We start from the raw sequence: 22,476 nt of genomic DNA, 5'->3' as shown, positions 1-22,476 counted from the left end.
CGCGCGCACGGCAGAGCCGCAGCGTGCCGTGGCCAGCCAGGCTCCACTCGCTCCGACCGTTCCTTCCAGCGCGGCGCGCGAGCTGCCCTTCGGCAACGTCAGCGGGCTGCAGGCCAAGCCGTGGCCGCGTTCCACGCTGGGCGCTGAAGGCGCGCTCAATGCCAGCTTCTCCAGCCCGCAGCCGCAGGCCGCGTTCTACCCGTTCGAGCCGCGTCTGCAGGAGGCCGAGCCGGTCCCGCTGCCGCGTACGCAGGACTGACCCGTCCTGCGTTTCCCCTGTTCCCTTCCCCAGCTATTGATTCCTGACTCGGAGGTTCGCGTCTGATGAGCGCCCGTACCCGCACGCAGGCCATGGCCCTGCTGGCCATGACCCTTCCCCTGATCGCCTGTGCCCAGGCCCCGCAGCCGCCGGCGGCTACCGCTGCCGCGCCGGCACCGCGCGCGCCCGCCGCGCCGTTGGTGACCGGGCTGCCGGATTTCACCAACCTGGTTGAACAGGTGGGCCCGGGCGTCGTCAACATTGAAACCACCATCGTGCGCAGCAACCGTCAGGCGCGCGGGGCCGGCCCCAGCGACGAGGAAATGCCGGAATTCTTCCGCCGCTTCTTTGGTCCGGACTTCCCGATGCCAGGGCAGGGCCCGGGCGGCGGCGATGAAGGCCCCAGCATCCGCGGCCGCGGCATGGGCTCGGGCTTCATCATCTCGCCCGACGGGTATGTGCTGACCAATCACCACGTGGTTGCCGACGCCGGCGAAGTGAAGGTCAAGCTGGGCGACCGCCGCGAGTTCACCGCCAAGGTGATCGGCAGCGACCAGCAGTACGACGTGGCTCTGCTGAAGATCGAGGGCAAGAACCTGCCGACCGTGCGCGTGGGCGATTCCAATACGCTGAAGCCGGGCCAGTGGGTGGTGGCGATCGGCTCGCCGTTCGGCCTGGACAACTCGGTCACTGCGGGTGTGGTCAGCGCCGTGGGTCGCAGCACCGGTGGTCAGGACCAGCGCTATGTGCCGTTCATCCAGACCGACGTGGCGATCAACCAGGGCAACTCGGGCGGTCCGCTGCTCAATACCCGCGGTGAAGTGGTCGGCATCAACTCGCAGATCTTCTCCGCTTCTGGCGGCTACATGGGCATCAGCTTCGCCATCCCGATCGACCTGGCGATGGGCGCGGTCGAGCAGATCAAGAAGACCGGCCGGGTCAGTCGCGGCCAGCTGGGCGCGATTGTCGGTGCGATCACCGGCGACGTGGCGCAGGGCTTCAAGCTGCCCGACAGCCGCGGCGCGCTGGTCAATGAACTGGTGCCCGGCAGCGCCGCCGCCAAGGCCGGCCTGGAAGTGGGTGACGTGATCCGCTCGGTGAACGGCACCGCCGTGAACACGTTCAGCGACCTGCCGCCGCTGATCGGCGCGCTGCCGCCGGGCAGCAAGGTCCGGCTGGTGGTGCTGCGCGACGGCAAGGAGCGCGAGCTGACCGCCACCCTGACCGAGCTGGCCGAAGACGCCGCCCGTGGCGAAGCCGCCACGGGGGCCGAAGCCGCCAAGCCGCAGGCCGGGGCCAATGCCCTGCTGGGGCTGGAGGTCATTGACCTGACCGCAGCTCAACGCAAGAGCAATCAGCTCGACGCCGGCGAAGGCGTGAGTATCACCAAGGTCACCGGCCAGTCCGCCCGCGAGGCCGGACTTCGCCCGGGCATGGTCATCCTGCAGGTCGGGCGCACCCCGGTCGGCAGTGCGGCCGCCCTGAACAAGGCCCTGGCCGGTTACGGCAAGGGCGATGTGGTGATGCTGCTGATCCGCCTGGACCAGAGAACGTCCTTCGTGCCGATCAAGATCGCCCCGTAACCATTGGTACAGCGTTGTTTCCCGGGCCCGCTTCGGCGGGCCCGGTCATGCCCGGCACCTGGAAAGGGCGTTCGGCGACCGGGGACGCGCCGGACCGGGCCGCTCATGCGATAATGCACCGTTATCCTGACGACGCGCCGCGCCGCCGCCACCTATGTCCTCTGATTCGATGCGGAACATCCGCAATTTCTCCATCATCGCCCACGTCGACCACGGCAAGTCCACGCTGGCCGACCGCATCATCCAGCTCTGTGGCGGCCTCCAGGCCCGCGAGATGGAGGCGCAGGTGCTCGACTCCAATCCGATCGAGCGTGAGCGTGGCATCACCATCAAGGCCCAGTCGGTGTCGCTGCCGTATGTGGCCAAGGATGGGCAGACCTATCACCTGAACTTCATCGACACCCCCGGGCACGTCGACTTCTCCTATGAAGTCAGCCGCTCGCTGGCGGCCTGTGAAGGCGCGCTGCTGGTGGTCGATGCGGCCCAGGGCGTGGAAGCGCAGTCGGTTGCCAACTGCTACACCGCGGTAGAGCAGGGCCTGGAAGTGGTGCCGGTGATCAACAAGATCGACCTGCCCACCGCCGACATCGACCGTGCCAAGGGCGAGATCGAAGCCGTGATCGGCATCGACGCCAGCGACGCGGTGCCGGTCAGCGCCAAGACCGGCCTGAACGTGCAGGACGTGCTGGAAGCCATCGTGCACCGCATTCCGCCGCCGCAGCCGCGTGATACCGAGAAGCTGCAGGCACTGATCATCGATTCCTGGTTCGACAACTACCTGGGCGTGGTCTCGCTGGTGCGTGTGATGCAGGGCGAGATCAAGCCCGGCGACAAGCTGCAGGTGATGTCCACCGGCCGCAACCACCAGGTCGACAACGTCGGCGTGTTCACTCCCAAGCGCAAGGTCCTGCCGGCCCTGCGCGCCGGTGAGGTGGGCTGGGTGACGGCCAGCATCAAGGACGTGCACGGCGCGCCGGTCGGCGACACCCTGACCCTGGCCGGCGACCCGGCTCCGAAGCCGCTGCCGGGCTTCCAGGAAATGCAGCCGCGCGTGTTCGCCGGCCTGTTCCCGGTCGATGCGGAAGACTACCCGGACCTGCGCGAGGCGCTGGACAAGCTGCGCCTGAACGACGCCGCGCTGCGCTTCGAGCCGGAAAGCTCTGAAGCCATGGGCTTTGGCTTCCGCTGCGGCTTCCTCGGCATGCTGCACATGGAAATCGTGCAGGAGCGCCTGGAACGCGAATACAACCTGGACCTGATCAGCACCGCGCCCACCGTGGTCTATGAAGTGCTCAAGACCGACGGTTCCATCGTCAACATGGACAACCCGGCCAAGCTGCCGCCGGTGAACATGGTCGAGGAAATCCGCGAACCGATCATCCGCGCCAACGTGCTCACCCCCGAGGAGTACATCGGCAACATCATCAAGCTGTGCGAGGAAAAGCGCGGCAGCCAGATCGGCATCAACTACCTGGGCAGCCAGGTGCAGATCAGCTACGAGCTGCCGATGGCCGAAGTGGTGCTGGACTTCTTCGACAAGCTCAAATCCGTCAGCCGCGGCTACGCCTCGCTGGACTACCACTTCGTGCGTTTCGATGCCGGCCCGTTCGTGCGGGTGGACGTGCTGATCAATGGTGACAAGGTCGATGCCCTGTCGCTGATCGTGCACCGCAGCCATGCCGACCGTCGCGGCCGCGAGCTGTGCGAGAAGATGAAGGATCTTATTCCCCGGCAGATGTTCGACGTGGCCATCCAGGCCGCGGTCGGCTCGCAGATCATCGCCCGCACCACGGTCAAGGCGATGCGCAAGAACGTGTTGGCCAAGTGCTATGGTGGCGACGTTTCGCGCAAGAAGAAGCTGCTGGAGAAGCAGAAGGAAGGCAAGAAGCGCATGAAGCAGGTGGGCCGGGTGGAGATTCCGCAGGAAGCCTTCCTTGCCGTGCTGCAGATGGACAAGTAAGCCCGCACTCCGCGCCGCCGTACCCGTTCCCAAGGACACCGCATGAAACTGTTTGAAATCCTTCTGGTCGTGCTGACCCTGTCGTCCGGCCTGATCCTGCTGGCCGACAAGCTGCACTTCGCCAAGCGCCGTGCCGCGCGTGCCGGCCTGCTGGATTCCGAACCGGTGCTGGTGGACTACTCGCGGGCCTTCTTCCCGGTGCTGGCCATCGTGCTGGTGGTGCGCAGCTTCATTGCCGAGCCGTACAAGATTCCGTCCAGCTCGATGATGCCCAATCTGCTGATCGGCGATTTCATCCTGGTCAACAAGTTCGCCTATGGCCTGCGCCTGCCGCTGAACAACGCCAAGGTGGTGCCGGTGGGCGAGCCGGAGCGCGGCGACGTGGTGGTGTTCCACTTCCCGGGCCATTCCGACACCGACCCGAACAAGGGCGAGAACTTCATCAAGCGCGTGATCGGCGTGCCGGGTGACGAGGTCGTGTTCCAGGGCGATTCGCTGGTCCTGAACGGCGAGCCGGTGAAGTACGAGAACAAGGGGTTGTATGCTGGCCACCGTGGGCAGGCCGAAGGGGCCACGCTGCTGGTGGAGCAGCTGCCGGGCCGTACCCATACCGTGCTGGAAACGGATTACCCCCGGGGTGAAGGCCAATGGACCGTGCCGCCGGGCAAGTATCTGGTGATGGGCGACAACCGTGACAACAGCGACGACGGCCGCTTCTGGGGCCTGCTGCCGGAGGAAAACCTCCGCGGCAAGGCATTCCTGATCTGGCTGAACTGCTCGGGCTGGTTCTGCAAGGACGGTTTCGAACCGTCGCGGATCGGCACCGGGATCAACTGATTCATTACCTACGCGTATCTGGGGAGAACGCAATGAAGACGATGAAAACGCAGCGTGGCATGACCCTGACCTCGTTCCTGGCGGTGGCCGTCGTGGTGGGCTTCGGCCTGTATGTCGCGATGAAGCTGTTCCCGATGTACCAGGAGTACTACGCGGTCAAGTCTGCGCTGAAGGGCGTGGCCAATGAGCCGGGCGTGGCAGGCATGGAGCCTGGCAAGGTGCAGGAGATGTTCTTCCGTCGCCTGTACATCAACTACTCCGAAAACGTGAAGCCGGCCAACGTGAAGATGCAGCGCGTCAATGGTGGCTGGAACATGAAGGTCAACTACGAAGTGCGCCAGCCTCTGGTCGGCAATCTCGATGTCGTCGGCAAGTTCGACACCCAACAGGAACTGACACGCAGCGGTGCCCAATAACACCTTCCAACGTGGTGACCGTATCGGTCACGCTTTCAACGATCCGGGCCTGCTGCAGCAGGCCCTGACGCATCGCAGCGCCGGCACGCCGAACAACGAGCGGCTGGAGTTTCTCGGCGACAGCATCGTCAACATGATGGTGGCACAGGCGTTGTACCAGCGCTGGCCCAAGGCCGACGAGGGCGCACTGACCCGTGCCCGTGCCGAACTGGTGCGCGAGGGAGCCCTGGCGGTGATTGCGCGCAGCCTGGAGCTGGGCGACCGCCTGACCCTCGGGCCTGGGGAAATGAAGTCCGGCGGCCATCGTCGCGACTCGATCCTGGCCGACGCCCTGGAGGCCGTGGTGGCCGCCATCTACCTGGATGCCGGCTTTGCCGCCTGCCAGGCGGTGGTGTTGCCGTGGTTCACCGCCTCCATGGAGGCGCTGCCGGCGACCGGCCGGCCGGAGAAGGACCCCAAGACCCGCCTGCAGGAGTGGCTGCAGGCCCGGCAGAAGGCCCTGCCGCAGTACGAACTGGTGTCAGAGTCGGGTGACGACCACGCCAAGACCTTCCGGGTACGCTGTGGCGTAACCGAACCCGCTGTCAGTACCGAAGGCGAAGGGGCCTCGCGACGACTGGCCGAACAACAGGCGGCTGCTGCCGCCCTCGAGCAACTGGATTCCAAGTGAGCGAAGCATCCACCCATCATTGCGGCAGCGTTGCCGTCATCGGCCGCCCCAACGTCGGCAAGTCCACGCTGACCAACGCCTTGGTCGGGGCCAAGATCAGCATTGTCTCCAACCGGCCGCAGACCACCCGTCATCGGTTGCTCGGCATCGCCAGTTATCCGGAAGGCCAGATCGTGCTGGTCGATACGCCCGGGCTGCACAAGGTGCAGAAGCGCGCCATGAACCGGGTGATGAACCGCGCCGCGCGTGGCTCGCTCGAGGGCGTGGACGCGGGCATGCTGGTCATCGAGGCCGGTCGTTGGGATGAAGAAGACACCCTGGCGTTCAACGTGCTCAGCGATGCCGGCATTCCGGTGGTGCTGGTGGTCAACAAGGTGGACCGGCTGAAGGACAAGGGCGCGCTGCTGCCGTTCCTGCAGCAGATCACCGAGGGCCGTACGTTCGCCGCTGTCCACCCGATCTCGGCGCAGAAGCGCAATGGGCTGGAAGCGCTGGTGCGTGACCTGCTCAAACTGCTGCCCGAAGCTCCGCCGATGTTCGGCGAAGACGAAATCACTGACCGCAGCCAGCGCTTCCTGGCCGGCGAACTGGTGCGCGAGCAGCTCATGCGCCAGCTGGGTGAGGAACTGCCGTACGCGACCACGGTGGAAATCGAGCGGTTTGCCGAAGACGGCAATCTGCTGCGCATCGGCGCAGTCATCTGGGTCGAGCGCGAGGGCCAGAAGGCCATCGTGATCGGCAAGGGCGGAGCCCGCCTGAAGGAAATCGGAGCCAAGTCCCGCCTGCAGATGGAGCGGCTGTTCGGGGCCAAGGTGTTCCTGGAAACCTGGGTGCGCGTGCGCGAAGGCTGGTCTGACGACGAAGCCGCGCTGAAGGCATTCGGCTACGAATGATCCCCTGCACGCCGCCGACGGCGGCGTGCCTCTGCGACCGCGGCTGAGCGATGCATATCGACGACGAACCGGCTTTCGTCCTGCACGCCCGGGCCTGGCGCGAAACCAGCCTGCTGGTGGAAGTGCTGACCGAGCAGCATGGGCGGTTGGGCGTGCTGGCGCGGGGCGTCAGCAGCCCGCGCAGCCAGGCGCTGCGCGCGGCCCTGCAGCCGCTGCAATGGATCCGGCTCAGCGCCGTACAGCGCGGCGAGCTGGCCCAGCTGCGCCAGGCCGAGGCGCTGGATGCAGCGCCGCGCTTGACCGGTGACGCGATGTTGGCCGGGTTTTACGTCAACGAGCTGCTGCTGCGGCTGGCTCCACGCCAGGATCCGGTGCCGGAGTTGTATGACGCTTATGGCGCGGTTCGGCAGCGGCTTGCGCAGGCCGAACCACTGGCGTGGACCCTGCGACGGTTCGAGCGCGATCTGCTGGAGGCGCTGGGGTTTGGCTTTGACCTGGCCCATGGCAGTGATGGCGAGCCGATCGATCCCGCTGCTCGTTATGAGCTTGACCCGCTTGAGGGCCCGCGCCGCCTGCTCAGCGAGCGCGGCGTTGATGCGCGGCGCGGGACCGCCACGGGCAGTGCGTTGCTGGCGCTGGCGGCCGATGACGCGCCAGGCAGCGAAGATCTGGCCAGCCTGCGCCGGCCGATGCGCACGGTGCTGCTGCACCACCTGGGTGGGCGGGGATTGAAGTCGTGGGAAATGCTTGAAGATCTTGCCCGTCGGCGGTGATCCGCGAGCGCGCAGGGCGTATGTCCGTGCACAGGATCATGGCTTTGACACGCATGGCGTGTCACTACGATCCTTGGTCGCGCGGGTTGGGGGTCGCCTGGGTTTGGTTGGTCGGGCGATCTGTAGGGACACGCCATGCGTGTCCAACGCGGACTCAATGCAACAACGATTCCACCGCCGCCCGGAACTGCGTCTGTGCCCCTACGGATTCTGGTGCCTGGCGCAGCTGCCGTACCGCCCGCGCCAACCGCGCCGCGCCCACAAATCCACAGCTGGCCTGGAGCCGGTGCAATTGCCCGCGCAGCGCCGGCTCGTCATGCTGCTGCACCGCCTGGGCCACGGCGTCACGAACGCCAGGCAGCTCGGCCAGGAACAATTCACGTAGCGCGATCAGATGATGGCGCTGCCCGTTCAGCGCGGCCAGCGCGGTGATCTCATCCCAGTCCTCGCGTTCGCCTTCGGGATCCGCTACTGATGTCGCATTTACCCCGGAACTGTTCGCCAGTGCGCGGCGCACCGCCTGCAGCAGCTGTTCGCCCGTGAGTGGCTTCACCAGCGTTTCGCGGAAGCCCGCATCGCGCAGCCGTGCATGGATGCTGGTATCCGCATCGGCGGTATGCGCCAGCGCAGGGGTGTCCGGACGGCTGCGGCGCAATTGCTGCAGAAGCTCGCTGCCATTGCCGTCGGGCAGGTTCACGTCGATCAGCCACAGGTCGTGACGGGCCGCACAGCCGCGATCCATGGCGCTGGCAAGTGAGTCAGCGGTGTCCACTTCAGCAGGAAGGGCTTCCAGCGCGGCCTTGAAAAAGCCACGGCTGATGGTGTCGTCCTCGACGAGCAGCAAGCGGGGGAGGGGCTCCCGGGGGGTCATCTGCATAACGGCTGCCTCCATGTCAGCTGGGGCCATATTAAACATGATGTCGCGGTGTGCAAGCTGTCTACGCGCCAAGCGGCCAAACCCGGATGCGGTATCTGCGACAATACGCACCCTTTTGCCCGCAGCCTGTTGCCACGTGGCCCGATCCCGCTCCCGCCTTGACCGTACCCCGTTCCAGACCGACATCCTAGACCTGAGCCACGACGGCCGTGGCGTGGCCCGCCGTGAAGGGGAGGGTGGCAAGGTCACCTTCATCACCGGCGCGCTGCCCGGCGAAGTCGTCCGCGCCGAACCGACCGCCCGGAATCGTCATTTCGACGAGGCGCGCACCGTGGAGGTGCTGCAGCCTTCGCCACAGCGGGTTGAGCCGCGCTGCCCGCATTTCGGCGTGTGCGCCGGCTGCGTGCTGCAGCACCTGGAAGAGTCGCAGCAGATCGTGGCCAAGCAGCGGGTGCTGATGGACAACCTGACCCGCATCGGCCATGTCGCACCCGGCACGGTGTTGCCGCCGCTGGTCGGCGACAGCTGGGGCTACCGTCGCAAGGGGCGCTTCTCGGTGCGACGGGTAGAGAAGAAAGACAAGACCCTGGTGGGGTTCCGCGAACAGGACCCGCGCTTCGTCGCCGACCTCAGCCAGTGCCTGACCGTGATTCCGGAGGTGGGGACCAAGGTGTCGGCGCTGTCGGCGTTCATCGAGACCCTGGATGGCAAGCGTGACATCCCGCAGATCGAGTTCATCGCCGGCGACCAGGCGGTGATGCTGACCATCCGCCACATGCAGCCGCTCAGCGACCGCGATCGTGCCGCCTGGATCGCGTTCGGCCAGGAACATGGGTTCGCCATTTCGCTGCAGCCGGGCGGGGTGGAGTCGGTGCACCCGCTGTGGCCGGCCGAAGTGCCGCTGTCGTTCAAACTGGAACCGTGGAATGTCGAGCTGGCGTTCCGCCCGCTGGACTTCATCCAGGTGAATGCCAAGCTCAACGTGAAGATGATCCAGCTGGCGCTGGACCTGCTCGATGCCGGTCCGGACGAGCGCGTACTGGACCTGTTCTGCGGACTGGGCAACTTCACCCTGCCGCTGGCGCGCACCGTGCGCGAGGTGGTCGGCGTGGAAGGCGAGGCCGGGCTGGTGGCGCGGGCGAAGGAGAATGCCGAGCGCAATGGCCTGCCCAACGCGCAGTTCTTCGCCGCCGACCTGACCCAGGACCAGCGCCAGGCCGGCTGGATGCGGCAGGGCTTCGACAAGCTGCTGCTCGACCCGCCGCGTTCGGGCGCGATCGAAGTGCTGCAGCAGCTTCCGCTGAAGCAGTTCAAGCGCATCGTGTACGTCAGCTGCCACCCGGGCTCGCTGGCCCGCGACGCCGGCTACCTGGTCAACGAACAGGGCTTTACCCTGGTCAGCGCCGGGGCCATGGACATGTTCCCGCACACGGCGCATGTTGAAAGCATCGCCGTCTTCGAGCGCCGCTGATGCCCTTGGAAATCGAACGCAAGTACCGCGTGACCTCCGACGCCTGGCGCGATCAGGCGCATGAGGTCGTCCCCATGGCCCAAGGCTATCTCAACGACATCGCCTCGCTCGACAGCGGGGCTCAGAAGGCATCGGTGCGGGTCCGCATCCAGGGCGAACAGGCGTTCCTCAACCTCAAGTCGCGCGAGATCGGCCACACCCGGCAGGAGTTCGACTACCCGATTCCGGTCGACGAGGCGCGCGCGCTGCTGGCGCTCTGCGTGGGCGGGCTGATCGACAAGCGCCGCCATCTGGTCCGCCATGGCGGCCTGCTGTGGGAAGTGGACGAGTTCCTGGGCGATAACGCCGGGCTGGTGGTGGCCGAGGTGGAGCTGGAGCACGCCGACCAGGCCATCGAACTACCTGAATGGGTCGGGGAAGAGGTCACCGACGAGGTCAGGTATTACAACCTGGCCCTGGCAGCGCGGCCTTACAGCCAGTGGTCTGACGCGGAAAAGTGAGTTCAGACAGCGCATTCCCGCCCTGACGCCGCTTCTGCGACAATTGGCGCAGTGCGCCATCACGGTGCCCCGTTTCGGAGAACCATCCATGCTCGTGATCGGCGTTGCCGGGACCGAACTCACTGCCCAGGAACGCGATTGGCTGCAGCACGACGCCGTGGCAGGCGTCATCCTGTTCAAGCGCAACTTCGCCTCGCGCCAGCAGGTGGCTGAACTGTCGGCTTCCCTGCGCGCTGCTGCGCCGCGTCCGCTGCTGATCTGCGTGGACCAGGAAGGGGGCCGCGTGCAGCGCTTCCGCGAAGGCTACTCGGCGCTGCCCCCCCTGCACGGATTCGATGCGTTGTACGCACAGGACCCGGAGGCTGCGCTGGCGCTGGCCGAGCAGCATGCCTGGCTGATGGCCAGCGAAGTGCGCGCCAGCGGTGTGGACCTGAGCTTTGCCCCGGTGGTCGACCTCGGCCGCGGCAACCGCGCCATCGGCGACCGCGCCTTCAGCGCCGACCCGCAGGTGGTTGCTGCCTTCACCCGCGCCTATGTGCGCGGCATGCACAGCGTCGGCATGGCCGCCACCCTGAAGCATTTCCCGGGCCACGGCACCGTGCTCGAAGACACCCACGTCGACAACGCCACCGATCCGCGTTCGCTGGATGAACTGCGTGCGCTGGACCTGGTGCCCTTCGCCGCCGGCATTGACGCCGGAGCGGACGCGGTGATGATGGCGCACGTGGTCTACCCGCAGGTGGCCGCTGAACCGGCCGGCTACTCGCCACGCTGGATCCAGCAGATCCTGCGCACCGAGATGGGGTTCCGTGGCGTGGTGTTTTCCGACGACATCGGCATGGCCGCGTCGTTCTCGGCCGGCGGCGTTACCGCGCGCGTGCATGCGCACCTGGATGCCGGCTGCGACGTCGTGCTGGTCTGCCACCCTGAACTGGTCGACGACGCCCTGCAGGCCGTGCAGGGTCGTCCGCTCAATACCGCCGCATTGCTCGGCCTGATCGGCCGCGGCGGCCTTGGCTGGGATGGCCTGCTGGCCGATGCCCGTCATGGCAGCACCCAATCCCGTTTGCTTGAAACCCTTGGAAGAACCGTCTGATGCCCAACCTCACCATTTCCCAGGCGCTGGCCCAGGCCGACCTGCTGGTTGACCGCCCCACCATCGACAAGGCCATCGGCACCATCGCCGACGCCATTGCGGCCGACTACAAGGGCGAGGTGCCGTTGTTCCTGTCGATCATGCACGGTGCGCTGCCCTTTGCCGGCCAGCTGGCGCTGGAGCTGGGCGCGCGTGGCCAGGACGTGCAGTTTGATTACCTGCATGCCACCCGCTACCGCGGTGAAACCACCGGCGGCGAGCTGGTCTGGAAGCACAAGCCGGCCACCTCGCTGTTCGGCCGCCGCGTGCTGCTGGTCGACGACATTCTCGATGAAGGCTTCACCCTGCAGGGCGTGCGCACCTGGTGCCTGGAGCAGGGCGCAACCGACGTGCGCATTGCCGCGCTGACGGTCAAGAAGCACGACCGCGCGCTGCCGGACGTCAAGGCCGACTACGCCGGCGTCGAACTGCCGGACCGCTATGTGTTCGGTTTTGGCATGGACGTCAACGAGGCACTGCGTTGCGTGCCGGCCATCTATGCGATGAAGGAATGATGGAAGCGATTTCACTGGCCGTCATCGGCGGCACCGGCGTCTACAAGCTGGCCCAGCTGGATGACGTCACCAGCCACACCGTGGATACCCGCTACGGCACGCCGTCCGGTCCGATCCGGGTCGGCACGCTGCTGGGTCAGCGCGTGGCGTTTCTGGCACGTCATGGCGAAGGCCACTCGCTGCCGCCGCACAAGATCAACTACCGCGCAAATCTTGCTGCGCTGCAGCAGATTGGCGCGAAGCGCGTGCTCGCCCTGAACACCGTGGGTGGCATCACCGAACACTTCGGCCCACGCGTGCTGGCCTGTCCGGATCAGTTGATCGACTACACCTGGGGCCGCATTTCCACGCTCAGCGAGGAACCGGGCAGCGAAGTGCTGCACGTCGACTTCGGCCATCCCTATACCCCGCTGCTGCGCAGCAAGGTGCTGGCGGCTGCGAAGGTCACCGGTGTGCGCCTGCACGATGGCGGCTGCTACGGCGCAACCCAGGGGCCGCGGCTGGAAACCAATGCCGAGATCGCGCGCATGCGCCGCGACGGCTGTGACCTGGTCGGCATGACCGGCATGCCCGAAGCCGGGCTGGCGCGCGAGCTGGGGCTGGACTACGCGTGCCTGGCGATCGTGGCCAACTGGGCGGCGGGTTGCGGCACGGGAGAAGAGATCACCATGGCCGAAGTACTGGCCAATGTGGACGCGGCATCGTCCGGATTGCCGGAACTGATTGGCGAATTGGCACGCGGGTGATTGTCATTGCGTAACAAGCTTTGCATACTCCGCGAGTGCGCTGGTTGAGCGTACACCACCCATTCATTGAAGAAGGTCTCGCACTACCATGCCGAACGGTACCGTCAAGTGGTTCAACGACGCCAAGGGATTTGGCTTTATTTCTCCGGAGGACGGCAGCGCCGACGTCTTCGCGCACTTCTCCGCCATCAATTCGAAGGGCTTCCGCAGCCTGCAGGAAGGTCAGCGCGTCTCGTACGACGTGACCCAGGGCCCCAAGGGTGCCCAGGCCTCGAACATCACGCCGGTTGAGTGATCCACTCGCCCGTGCGTTGAGAACCCCGCTTCGGCGGGGTTTTTTTTGACAGGACGTCCCATGCAGCAGCGCAGCATCGCCATCATCGGCTACGGCACCGCAGGCCAGACGCTTTCGGTCCTTCTTTCACGCGACCATCACCAGGTGCACGTCTTCGAACGCGCGCCGTCCCCGGGCCCGGTCGGAGCAGGCTTCCTCTTGCAGCCCAGTGGCCTGGACGTGCTGTGGCAGATGGACCTGCTGCCGCAGGTGCTGCAGCACGGTGCCGCCGTGCGCCGTCTTTATGGCGAAACGCCGTGTGGCCGGGCGGTCATGGACATGCGCTACGCCGGGTTGCATCCGCACCTGCATGGCATCGGCATGCAGCGCGGTGCGCTGTTCTCGCTGCTGGCACAGGCCTGGGAGTTTCCGCAGAACCTGCAGGCGGGAACCACCATTGTGGAAGTGGACGCCGAGCGCGGTCGCCTGCGCGACGCCCAGGGGCGGTGGCATGGCCCTTACGATCTGGTGATCGCGGCCGATGGCGCGGCGTCCACGCTGCGCGCTTCGGTACAGGGCACGCAGCTGGACCGCGAGTACCCGTGGGGTGCGCTGTGGTGTCTGCTGTCCTGCGACGAATGGCCGCATCTGCATGAGCTGCGCCAGCGCTATGTCGCCGCGCGCAAGATGATCGGCATGCTGCCCGTTGGCACCCGCCCCGGCGATGACACGCCACGGCTCAGTTTCTTCTGGAGCCTGCCGCGCAATCAGTTCGCGCAATGGGAGCAGGACGGCCTGTCGCGGTGGCTGGACGAGATCGCCACCCTGTGGCCGCAGGCGCATGCGCGCCTGTGCACACTTACCGATGCCGCCCAGCTGGCGCGCGCTGGCTACCGCGATGCGGTGATGCACCGCTGGCACCACCAGCGACTGGTACTGGCCGGCGACGCCGCGCATGCGATGAGCCCACAGTTGGGGCAGGGGGTGAACATGGCGCTGCTGGACGCGGTTGCGCTGCGTGATGCGCTTCGCGCGCACGCTGACCGTGACGCCGCGCTGCTGGCCTACCAGGCCCGGCGCAAGGCGCACGTGGCGATCTATCAGTTCTGGAGCCGCTGGCTGACGCCGTTGTTCCAGTCTGATCGCGACACCGTGGCACGGGCGCGTGATGTGCTGTTCGGGCCGATGGGCCGTCTGCCGGGTGGCCGCGGTCACATGCTGCGCGTGTTGAGTGGCACACAGCATGGCTGGTGGGGCAAGTGGGCGTTGTCGCCTGGCTTCATTGACGCCATGTCGCCAACATCGGCTGACTGAACACGCGCGCGGAATGTCTTCATGCGCGATCGTCATGGCGTGTGTGAAGAAGTCTCTGAAGGGGTTTGACAGTGAACTCACTGTCAATATGGGACAAATACGTCACCGCATCCCCCAAGGAGTGAGACATGTTGTTCCCGGCTGACGTGCTCGACAGTGAAATCCGCAAACTGCGCGGTCTGCTGCAGATGCTGCACGAAGATCAGCCCGACGTGATGGAAGACGTGTTTGAGTTTCATGTCACCAGCCTGATCACGCATGCGGCGGCGGAGCATCATCGGCGTATCCGCAGCGCGGCCGAGACCATGCTGGAAGAGATCCGCAGTCGCCCGGTGCTGCAGAATCCGGACGCGCCGGAAATCCTGCTGATGCCTTCGGCCGCGTAGAGCCACGCCCTGCGTGGCTGCACTGGCAATCGGACATCACGTAGAGCCACGTCCTGCCGGAAGCGCAATGGCGTCGTCCTCGACGCACGCTACCAGCTGTTCGCCCGATGCCAGCACCGGCGCAATGCCTGCGGTGAACTGCGAGAACGCCGGCAGCACGGTCAATCGCTCGCGCAGCCAGAACGCGGGCCAGCGCCGCTGCATGCCGGGCAGTCGTGCCAGGGGATGCAGGTGACCGCACAGCACATGCTGCGAGGGATGTGGCTGCGGATCATGCCGCAGCAGGAACGGCCCGTCGCTCAACTGCGTTCCCAGCAGCTCCAACCCCAGGTCCGCTTTGGGCAGCACGCGATCGTGATTCCCCGCCAATGCGACGATGCGCAGCCCCGCATGCTGCTCGCGCCACGCCTGCCACTGCCGGTACCAGGCGGCGCGATGCGCCGGCCCGTGCAACACATCGCCCAGGATGTACAAGGTTGTGACCGCCCGTCCGCTTACCAGTTGCGTGAGCCGGGCGATGTCCTGGCCCGTGCCTCCCACCGGCAAGCTGATGCCGGCACGCCGGAACACATCGGCTTTGCCCAGATGCAGGTCGGCAATCATCAACACCTGGCGTGCAGGCCAGTACACGGCGCGTTCGCCGAGCAGGTGCATCGTTTCGCCTGCCAGTGTCACTTCAACCTCAGTGCCCATGACGTGTCTCCAGTTGCGCGGCCGCGCGTCGCACACGGGTCTTCCAGTCTTCGTTGCTGATCTGGCCGCGCAGTCGCTCGGCCCACAGCGGGAACGACAGCGGCCCCAACGTGGCCGGCTGCTGCAGGTCCAGCGTACGCCCCTGGCAGCGCCGCAGCGTATGCGCCAGTGAGGCGAGGTCGAGCTGGGTCGCCAGCACCTCGCGTTCAGCCAGTCCCAGCAGAATGTGGCCCGGGTCGTGCTCGCGCAGTACGTCGTACAACAACCCCGCCGAGGCCTGCAGCTGGCGCAGGCTGCGCGGCGTCCGCCCCGGCAGCGCAGGAATCAGCAGGCCGGACACCCGGGCGATGTCGCGGAACTGGCGGCGCGCCAGTTCGCCCAGATTGACGCTGGTATGCAGGTCTTCCAGCAGCCCGTCTGTTTCCAGCAGACGGCGCAGCAGCGGCGCGTCCACGCTCACCGGTACCGCCGGGGCGAGCACGAAACCGTGGTCGGTGGCAGCGAAGCCGAAGGTGTTGGACTGTTGGCGCGTCAAGCGCAGTGCCATCAGTGCGGCCATGCCTTCATTGACCTGCCGGCCTGCAAAGGGATACACAAACACGAACTGCCCCTCGCGCCGCCGCACCACTTCCACCAGCAGGCGATCGGGACCCGGCAGCGCCGAAAGCCGCGCCTGCAACTGCAGCAGGGGAGCCAGCCAGCGCATCTCTGCCGTCGTGGGTGCCGCCCCCAGCACTGCTTCCATCTCCTGGCCCAATGCGTCGGACATCGGCAGGCGGCCGCCTTGCCAGCGTGGCACCACGCCGTTGCCACTACGCGCCAGACGTACGTAGGCGGTCAGCTGCTCCAGTCGCACCAGTTCCAGCAGGCGGCCACCGAACTGGAAATGGTCGCCAGGACGCAGCCGGCTGATGAACTGCTCCTCCACCGAACCCAGGCGTCCGCCGCGCAGGAACTGTACCTGCACGCTGCCATCGCTGGTAATGGTGCCGATGGACAGCCGATGACGAAGCGCCACGCGTCGATCGTGCACGCGATAAACCCCGTCGTCGTCGCGCACCACCTTGTGGAAGTCGGGGTACTGGGCCAGCGCCTGCCCGCCCTGCACGATGAAGTCCAACACGCCCTGCCAGTGCGCCTCGTCGAGCGCAGCAAAGGCGTGGGTGCGGCGTACCTGCGCGAACAAGGCGTCGGCCCGGAAGCCCCCGCCGAGTGCGCAGCTCACGCAATGCTGGGCGAGCACGTCCAGCGACAGCTGCAGCGGGCGCCGCGATTCGATCACCCCTTCAGCCAGCGCGCGGCGCGCGGCCGCGTACTCCGCCACTTCCAACGCATGTGACGGCACACAGACGATGTGACCCGACTCGCCCGGACGATGGCGGGCGCGGCCGGCGCGTTGCACCAGCCGCGCAATGCCCTTGGGGCTGCCAATCTGCAGGACCTGGTCCACGGCGGGAAAGTCCACGCCCAGGTCCAGGCTGGAGGTGGCCACCACGCAGCGCAGTGTTCCCTCGCGCAGGCCCTGTTCAACGGTGCGTCGCACCGCAGGGTCCAGTGAACCGTGGTGCAGGGCGAGAGTGCCGGAAGATTCCGGCCAGACCGCCGCCAGCGCCTGGTGCCACAGTTCGGCCTGCGCGCGCGTGTTGGTGAACAGCAGGGTGCTTCGCACGCCGAACAGGCGCTGCTGGACCCGCTGCAGCTGGCCCAGGCCCAGGTGCCCGGCCCACGGAAACCGTTCGCCCTGTGTTGGCAGCAGCGTTTCCACGGTCACCGGGCGCGGCCGTGCACCGCCAATCATCGGCGCGTGTGGAATGTCGGGCAGCAGTACCTCGCGGGCCTGTTGCAGGTTGCCCAAGGTGGCAGACAGCCCCCATACCTGCAGGCGCGGCAGCGCATCGCGCAGGCGCTGCAGGTTCAACTGCAGCAGCACACCGCGCTTGTTGCCCAGCAGTTCGTGCCACTCGTCCACCACCACGCAGCGCAGTTCACGCAGCCGGGTTGCTGTGTCCGGGTAGCTGAGCAGCAGTGCCAGCGACTCCGGTGTGGTCACCAGCACATCGACGCGCCCCTCCCGCGCCAGACGCTTGTCGCGCGCACTGGCATCGCCGGTGCGCAGTCCCACCTCCCAGTCCAGCCCGATCTCCGCCAGCGGCTCGCGCAGCGCACGTGCGGTGTCGGTGGCCAGCGCGCGCAATGGCGTGATCCACAGCACCCGCAGTACCGGCACCGGCTTGCGGCCACGCGGTAGCTCACGACCGTTGGTCGTGAGACGAGCGTCGTTCGTGAGATCCATCAATCCCTGCAGCACCGGCCCACCGAACATGGCCAGGGTCTTGCCACTTCCGGTGGGTGTGTGCAGCAATCCCGACTCACCGGCCAGGTAATGCCGCCACACCGCCTGCTGGAACGGCAAGGGCTTCCAGCCGCGCCGTTCGAACCAGGCACGCAGGCGCGCCATTGCCTCACGGCGTGTCACCGCGCGAGCGCCTGCAGCTGGGCCAGGGTGTCCGCTTCGCGCGCCGGCTTGTCCTGTCGCCAACGCAGGATGCGCGGAAAGCGCACGGCAATACCGGACTTGTGCCGGCTGCTGCGATTGACCGCCTCGAACCCCAGTTCGAAGACCTGCTCGCCGGGCACGCTGCGCACTGGTCCGAACCGCTCCAGCGTATGCGCGCGGATCCAGCGGTCCAGCGCCAGGATCTCCTTGTCGTCCAGTCCCGAGTAGGCCTTGGCCACCGGCACCAGGCCGTCGCCGTCCCACACCGCAAAGGTGTAGTCCGTATACAGCGTGCTGCGCCGTCCGTGGCCGGCCTGCGCGTAGATCAGCACGGCATCGATGGTCAGCGGTTCGACCTTCCACTTCCACCAGTCGCCGCGCCGGCGACCGCTTTGGTAGGAGGAGTTTTCCCGCTTGATCATCAAGCCCTCAACGCCGCGCTCGCGGGCCTCGGCACGCTGCGCGGCGGCATGCTCCCAACTGTTGGCAACCACGGCCGGCGACAGCGTGATGCGTGGGTCCTGAAGGGCATGCAGTACAGCCGCCAGCTGTTGTCGTCGCTGTTGCAGCGGCTGCGCGCGCAGGTCCTGTCCGTTGAGTTCCAGCAGATCGTAGGCGAGCACCCGCACGGGCGTATCGCGTAACGTCTTTGGACCGGGCTTGCGGCGCTGGATGCGGGTCTGCAGCGCGGTGAAGGGCAGCGGTTGGGCTTCTGACTCGCTCCAGCCCAGCAGTTCGCCATCGATCACCGTGCCATCGGGCAGGGCCGCAGCGGCCTGTTCGATCTCGGGAAAGCGCCCATCCAGGCGTTCCTCTCCGCGCGACCACAGTGCGACCTCGCCCTGGCGCTTGAGCAGTTGCAGGCGGATGCCATCCCACTTCCACTCCAGCACCCAGTCCTGCACCGGGCCCAGGCTGTCAGGCGAGGCTTCCAGCGGTGAGGCGAGGAAGAACGGGTAGGGTTGCTGGCGATCCTGCGGCAGTTCTTCCGCTGACAGCAACGTGGACAGCAGACCGGGCGAAGGCACCCAGTCACCGAGCATGCGCTGGGCAATCCGCGCGATATCCAGCCCCGAAAGCTCGGCCAAGGCCTGCTGCACGAGTCGCTGCGACACGCCGACGCGCAGCGCGCCGGTGAGCAGTTTGTTGAAGACGAAGCGTTCGCCTGCGGGCAGTTGCTGCCAGCCTGTCATGACCGCCGCGCGCCGCACGTCTTCTGACTGGTTGGCCACGCTGAGCAGGTGCTGCTCGATCCACTCGGCCAGCGGACGATCAGCCGCCGGTCGGGTGGGGTCGTCCAGCAACAGGGTCAGGGTTTCGGCCAGATCACCGACCTGGTCGTAGCTGTCGTTGACCAGCCATGGCGGCAATCCGGATGCCTCGCTGATCCAGGCCCGCAGTTCGGTGCTCGAGGCGATCCGACGCCGTGCGCCACCGACCTTGCCGCCGCTCAGCAGGTACAACGCCCACGCTGCGTCATGTGGACGCGCCGTGCGGAAATAATCGACCAGTGCAGCACGCTTGTCCAAGGTGGAGGTGCTGCGGTCCAGCCGTTGGTACAGTGCCGCAAACGCCTTCATTCCTCGTTCCCGAAATCCGTGCGGAAGGTTTCTGCGGCCACGCCACGTTCGCGCAGGAATGGCACCAGCGCATCGGTATTGCCATGCGTGGCGATGACCCGCTGCGCGCCGGTCTGTTCAATGGTCTGCAGCAGGGCCGGCCAGTCGGCATGGTCGGAGACCACAAAGCCACGATCCACGTTGCGTCGACGGCGATTGCCACGCAGCTGCATCCAGCCCGACGCAAACCCCAGCTGATGGCGACCGAAGCGGCGCAGCCAAGGGGTGCCGGCGGCCGAGGGCGGGGCGAGAATCAACCGGCCGGCTGCATCCGGTGTGCGCCCCTGTTCGGCCACCGTGTCCGTGTCCAGCATGCGCACGCCGGCCTGGCGATACACCGCCACGCCATTGGCAATGGCACCATGCAGCCACGCCGGTTGGTCGTCCAGAGGATGCAGTTCGGCCAGCACGCGCTGGGCCTTGCCCAAGGCATAGCAGAGCAATATGGCGGCTTCGCCGCGCTGCGCGCATTCCTGCCGCCAGGCGACGATGTCAGCGGCGACCGCACCGGTGTCCTGCCAGCGGTAGATCGGCAGCGCGAACGTCGCTTCGGTGATGAAGGTGTCGCAGCGCACCACTTCAAACGGCGCGCAGGTGGGGTCGGGTTGCCGCTTGTAGTCGCCGGATGCGACCCATACCTGGGTGCCGTCGTCGATCCGCACCTGCGCCGAGCCCAGCACATGGCCCGCCGGATGCAGCGAGACCTGCACGCGGCCGAGGGTGAACGATTCACCATAGGCGTGCGCCTGCAGTGGCACCTCGCCGAGCCGCCAACGCAGGATCGACACGCTTTCGTGGCTGCAGTGATAGAAACCCATGCCGCTGCGTGCGTGGTCACCGTGGCCATGGGTAATGACCGCGCGCGCCACCGGTCGCCACGGATCGATGTGGAAGTCGCCGGCAGGGCAGTACAGACCTTCCGGACGCAGTACCACCAGGTCGTCGAGTTCGCGGGTTGCAGGCATGTTCGCACTGTGACGGTGTTGCCGTGCACAAGATGAGAACCGGCATCCACGTGCGCATCATGAAGTGTGCGCGGCTGAACAGCCGGTACCCGTGCAATCCGGCAGAATCGGAGGCAACCGCCAGGAGGCCGTGTACTCATGTCCGAACCGTCCGTATTCGACACGCATCACGTCGACAACCAGCCGCCGCCCTTCGGTGGTCGAAACCTGTGGGCCGACGATGTGGCATTGTCCGATGCGGTGCAACGCGAAGGCGGTGCGGCCTTCGCCGCGCAGCTGCAGCAGTACGCCGGCATGGCCGGCGACTGCCTGTACCGCCTGGGCTTCGATGCCAACCGCGACCGGCCGCGACTGCGCACCCACGACGCACAAGGCCACCGCATCGACGTGGTCGAGTTTCACCCGGCGTACCATCAGTTGATGGAGGCGGCCAAGCGCCATGGCGTGGCCGGCCTGTCCTGGCACGACGCCAGGCCCGGCGCTCATGTCGCGCGCGCGGCACTGAGCTATCTGCATCATCAGGCCGAGGCCGGTACCAGCTGTCCGCTGACCATGACGCATGCCGCGGTGGCGGTGCTGCGGCAGTATCCCGCGCTGGCCGAATGGGCAGCCAAGGCGGCGGCACCGCATTACGATCCGCGCGACGTGCCGATTGCCGACAAGGCCGGCATCACCCTGGGTATGGGCATGACCGAGAAGCAGGGCGGCTCGGACGTGCGCAGCAACGATACCCGTGCCGAACTGCAGTCCGACGGCAGCTATGCACTGGTCGGGCACAAGTGGTTCTTTTCCGCGCCGATGTCCGATGGGTTCCTGGTGCTGGCGCAGGCGACCGGCGGGTTGACCTGTTTTCTGATGCCCCGGCGCCTGCCGGATGGGAACCGCAATGCATTCCGGCTGATGCGCCTGAAGGACAAGCTGGGCGACTGGGCCAACGCCTCCAGTGAGGTTGAGTTCTGCGGTGCATGGGCGCAGCGGGTCGGCGAGGAGGGGCGTGGGGTTGCCACCATCATCGGCATGGTGATGATGACCCGGCTGGACTGCATGCTGGGGGCGGCTGCAGAAATGCGCATGGCGTTGGCACAGGCGCTGCACCACGCCCGCCACCGGCACACCTTTGGTCAGCGCCTGTGTGACCACCCGCTGATGGCCAACGTGCTTGCCGATCTGGCCGTGGAATCGGAAGCGGCCACCAGTTTCGCCCTGCGCGTGGCACGCGCGGTCGACCAGGCCGCGCACGACCCGCAGCAGGCCGCGTTCGCGCGCATCGCCACCGCTGTCGGCAAGTACTGGGTGTGCAAGCGTGCGGCGGTGTTCGTCAATGAAGCGCAGGAGTGCCTGGGCGGTGCCGGCTATGTGGAGGAATCCATGCTGCCGCGCCTGTATCGGCAGGCGCCGCTCAACTCGATCTGGGAGGGCAGTGGCAACATCCAGTGCCTGGACGTGCTGCGTGCACTGGGGCGGGAGCCGCAGGCGCTGGCCGCAGTGGAAGATGAGCTGGACAGCGCGCAGGGCCGCGACGCCCGCTATGACACCTCGCTGCAGTGGTTGCGTGCGCAGCTGGTGCAGGTGCCCGCCGAAAACCAGGCGCGGGTGATATGCGAGCGATTGGCGCTGCAACTGCAGGCTGCGGTACTGCTGCGCGCACAAAGCCCGGTGGCATCGGCGTTCGTGCGTTCGCGCCTGGGCGGCGAGCACGGCGTGGCGTTCGGGACGTTGCCTGCGGACATCGACTACGCCGCGATCATGCAGCGGGCATTGCCCTGAATCATGGGTGACATCACGTCGTAGAGCCACGCCCTGCGTGGCTGCGGACCGCAAAGCCACGCAGGGCGTGGCTCTACGGTCGTTGGGGATCAGCGCTTGGCTTCGTCGGCGTTCTTCTGGGCGTCGTCGGCCACGTCGCGGGCCTTGTCGGCCACCTTCTGCGCTGCGGTGGCGGTGGCATCGCTGGCGTGGGCGGCGGCATCCTTGGCCGCGTCCTTGGCTTCTACCGCCGCCTGGGAGGTGGCGGCGGCAGCACGGTCGAGCGCAGGCTGCACATCAGCGGCGGCCTGCTCCGACGCAGCGGCGGCTTCGTCCGCGGCGTTGCG

At 66.8% G+C, this 22,476-nt stretch carries 21 protein-coding genes and 2 pseudogenes; 17 read left to right on the top strand and 6 right to left on the bottom strand.

Going from position 1 to position 22,476, the window contains the following annotated elements; translation table 11 throughout:
• The 8 genes and pseudogenes from RT551_RS18560 to recO form a co-directional block, all read left to right on the top strand.
• A pseudogene (locus tag RT551_RS18560) lies at nt 1-259 on the top strand (anti-sigma factor); the annotation flags it as partial.
• 65 nt (nt 260-324) lie between these two features.
• Nucleotides 325-1,842, top strand: a complete 1,518-nt coding sequence (locus RT551_RS18555) for a DegQ family serine endoprotease (RefSeq protein ID WP_313461234.1) — start codon at nt 325-327, stop codon at nt 1,840-1,842.
• Between the two features lie 169 nt (nt 1,843-2,011).
• Nucleotides 2,012-3,802, top strand: coding sequence for a translation elongation factor 4 (gene lepA / locus RT551_RS18550; RefSeq protein WP_313461236.1), 1,791 nt, complete (start codon nt 2,012-2,014; stop codon nt 3,800-3,802).
• A 42-nt stretch (nt 3,803-3,844) separates the two neighbouring features.
• Nucleotides 3,845-4,639 carry a signal peptidase I gene (gene lepB / locus RT551_RS18545; protein WP_313461232.1) on the top strand — a complete coding sequence of 265 codons (795 nt, stop codon included), beginning with the start codon at nt 3,845-3,847 and terminating at the stop codon, nt 4,637-4,639.
• Nucleotides 4,640-4,671: 32 nt separating this feature from the next.
• Nucleotides 4,672-5,055, top strand: coding sequence for a DUF4845 domain-containing protein (locus tag RT551_RS18540; RefSeq protein ID WP_313461230.1), 384 nt, complete (start codon nt 4,672-4,674; stop codon nt 5,053-5,055).
• Nucleotides 5,045-5,725 carry a ribonuclease III gene (gene rnc, locus RT551_RS18535; RefSeq protein ID WP_313461228.1) on the top strand — a complete coding sequence of 227 codons (681 nt, stop codon included), beginning with the start codon at nt 5,045-5,047 and terminating at the stop codon, nt 5,723-5,725. Before RT551_RS18540 ends, rnc begins: the two co-directional genes overlap by 11 nt.
• Nucleotides 5,722-6,618 carry a GTPase Era gene (gene era / locus RT551_RS18530; protein ID WP_313461226.1) on the top strand — a complete coding sequence of 299 codons (897 nt, stop codon included), beginning with the start codon at nt 5,722-5,724 and terminating at the stop codon, nt 6,616-6,618. The genes rnc and era overlap by 4 nt, the downstream gene beginning before the upstream one ends.
• 50 nt (nt 6,619-6,668) lie before the next feature.
• Nucleotides 6,669-7,391 carry a DNA repair protein RecO gene (gene recO, locus RT551_RS18525; RefSeq protein WP_313461224.1) on the top strand — a complete coding sequence of 241 codons (723 nt, stop codon included), beginning with the start codon at nt 6,669-6,671 and terminating at the stop codon, nt 7,389-7,391.
• Between the two features lie 154 nt (nt 7,392-7,545).
• Here recO and RT551_RS18520 read toward each other — a convergent pair whose 3' ends face one another.
• The gene (locus RT551_RS18520; protein WP_313461223.1) at nt 7,546-8,268 is read right to left on the bottom strand and encodes a response regulator; all 723 of its coding nucleotides are present in this window, start codon (nt 8,266-8,268) and stop codon (nt 7,546-7,548) included.
• 136 nt (nt 8,269-8,404) lie between these two features.
• Here RT551_RS18520 and rlmD point away from each other — a divergent pair, with 136 nt between their 5' ends.
• From rlmD to RT551_RS18480, 8 genes are all read left to right on the top strand, one after another.
• Nucleotides 8,405-9,739, top strand: a complete 1,335-nt coding sequence (gene rlmD / locus RT551_RS18515) for a 23S rRNA (uracil(1939)-C(5))-methyltransferase RlmD (RefSeq protein ID WP_313461221.1) — start codon at nt 8,405-8,407, stop codon at nt 9,737-9,739.
• The gene (locus RT551_RS18510) at nt 9,739-10,239 is read left to right on the top strand and encodes a CYTH domain-containing protein (RefSeq protein ID WP_313461219.1); all 501 of its coding nucleotides are present in this window, start codon (nt 9,739-9,741) and stop codon (nt 10,237-10,239) included. Before rlmD ends, RT551_RS18510 begins: the two co-directional genes overlap by 1 nt.
• 88 nt (nt 10,240-10,327) lie before the next feature.
• Nucleotides 10,328-11,335, top strand: a complete 1,008-nt coding sequence (gene nagZ / locus RT551_RS18505) for a beta-N-acetylhexosaminidase (RefSeq protein WP_313461218.1) — start codon at nt 10,328-10,330, stop codon at nt 11,333-11,335.
• Nucleotides 11,335-11,889 (top strand): hypoxanthine-guanine phosphoribosyltransferase, encoded by a 555-nt coding sequence (locus RT551_RS18500; RefSeq protein ID WP_313461216.1) that lies wholly within the window; start codon nt 11,335-11,337, stop codon nt 11,887-11,889. The genes nagZ and RT551_RS18500 overlap by 1 nt, the downstream gene beginning before the upstream one ends.
• The gene (locus RT551_RS18495; RefSeq protein ID WP_313461215.1) at nt 11,889-12,635 is read left to right on the top strand and encodes an S-methyl-5'-thioinosine phosphorylase; all 747 of its coding nucleotides are present in this window, start codon (nt 11,889-11,891) and stop codon (nt 12,633-12,635) included. Before RT551_RS18500 ends, RT551_RS18495 begins: the two co-directional genes overlap by 1 nt.
• 88 nt (nt 12,636-12,723) lie before the next feature.
• Nucleotides 12,724-12,930, top strand: a complete 207-nt coding sequence (locus RT551_RS18490) for a cold-shock protein (RefSeq protein WP_003488188.1) — start codon at nt 12,724-12,726, stop codon at nt 12,928-12,930.
• A gap of 60 nt (nt 12,931-12,990) precedes the next feature.
• Complete coding sequence (locus RT551_RS18485) at nt 12,991-14,223, top strand: NAD(P)/FAD-dependent oxidoreductase (protein WP_313461213.1); 1,233 nt, start codon at nt 12,991-12,993, stop codon at nt 14,221-14,223.
• Between the two features lie 128 nt (nt 14,224-14,351).
• On the top strand, nt 14,352-14,609 hold the full coding sequence (locus RT551_RS18480) for a hypothetical protein (protein ID WP_313461211.1): 258 nt from the start codon (nt 14,352-14,354) through the stop codon (nt 14,607-14,609).
• 36 nt (nt 14,610-14,645) lie between these two features.
• Here the strand turns inward: RT551_RS18480 and pdeM are convergent, their stop codons facing one another.
• Genes pdeM through RT551_RS18460 form a run of 4 tightly spaced genes read right to left on the bottom strand, consistent with a single transcriptional unit; the run spans nt 14,646 to nt 20,383 of the window.
• A complete protein-coding gene (gene pdeM, locus RT551_RS18475) occupies nt 14,646-15,302 on the bottom strand; it encodes a ligase-associated DNA damage response endonuclease PdeM (RefSeq protein ID WP_313461209.1) in 657 nt (218 codons plus the stop codon).
• Complete coding sequence (locus RT551_RS18470; protein ID WP_313461208.1) at nt 15,292-17,778, bottom strand: ligase-associated DNA damage response DEXH box helicase; 2,487 nt, start codon at nt 17,776-17,778, stop codon at nt 15,292-15,294. The genes pdeM and RT551_RS18470 overlap by 11 nt, the downstream gene beginning before the upstream one ends.
• On the bottom strand, nt 17,775-19,379 hold the full coding sequence (locus tag RT551_RS18465; protein ID WP_313461206.1) for an ATP-dependent DNA ligase: 1,605 nt from the start codon (nt 19,377-19,379) through the stop codon (nt 17,775-17,777). The genes RT551_RS18470 and RT551_RS18465 overlap by 4 nt, the downstream gene beginning before the upstream one ends.
• Complete coding sequence (locus tag RT551_RS18460) at nt 19,376-20,383, bottom strand: ligase-associated DNA damage response exonuclease (protein WP_313461205.1); 1,008 nt, start codon at nt 20,381-20,383, stop codon at nt 19,376-19,378. Before RT551_RS18460 ends, RT551_RS18465 begins: the two co-directional genes overlap by 4 nt.
• A 138-nt stretch (nt 20,384-20,521) precedes the next feature.
• Between RT551_RS18460 and RT551_RS18455 the strand changes: the two genes are divergently transcribed.
• Nucleotides 20,522-22,150, top strand: a complete 1,629-nt coding sequence (locus tag RT551_RS18455; RefSeq protein WP_313461203.1) for an acyl-CoA dehydrogenase family protein — start codon at nt 20,522-20,524, stop codon at nt 22,148-22,150.
• Nucleotides 22,151-22,239: 89 nt separating this feature from the next.
• On the opposite strand, the pseudogene RT551_RS18450 reads toward RT551_RS18455, so the two are convergent.
• A pseudogene (locus RT551_RS18450) lies at nt 22,240-22,476 on the bottom strand (hypothetical protein); the annotation flags it as partial.

This window comes from Stenotrophomonas sp. (genome assembly GCF_032103445.1).
In the GTDB taxonomy this organism is placed as follows: Bacteria; Pseudomonadota; Gammaproteobacteria; order Xanthomonadales; family Xanthomonadaceae; genus Stenotrophomonas.
The sequence above is the reverse complement of the archived record's forward strand: the minus strand, read 5'-3'. Positions and strand labels throughout refer to the sequence as shown.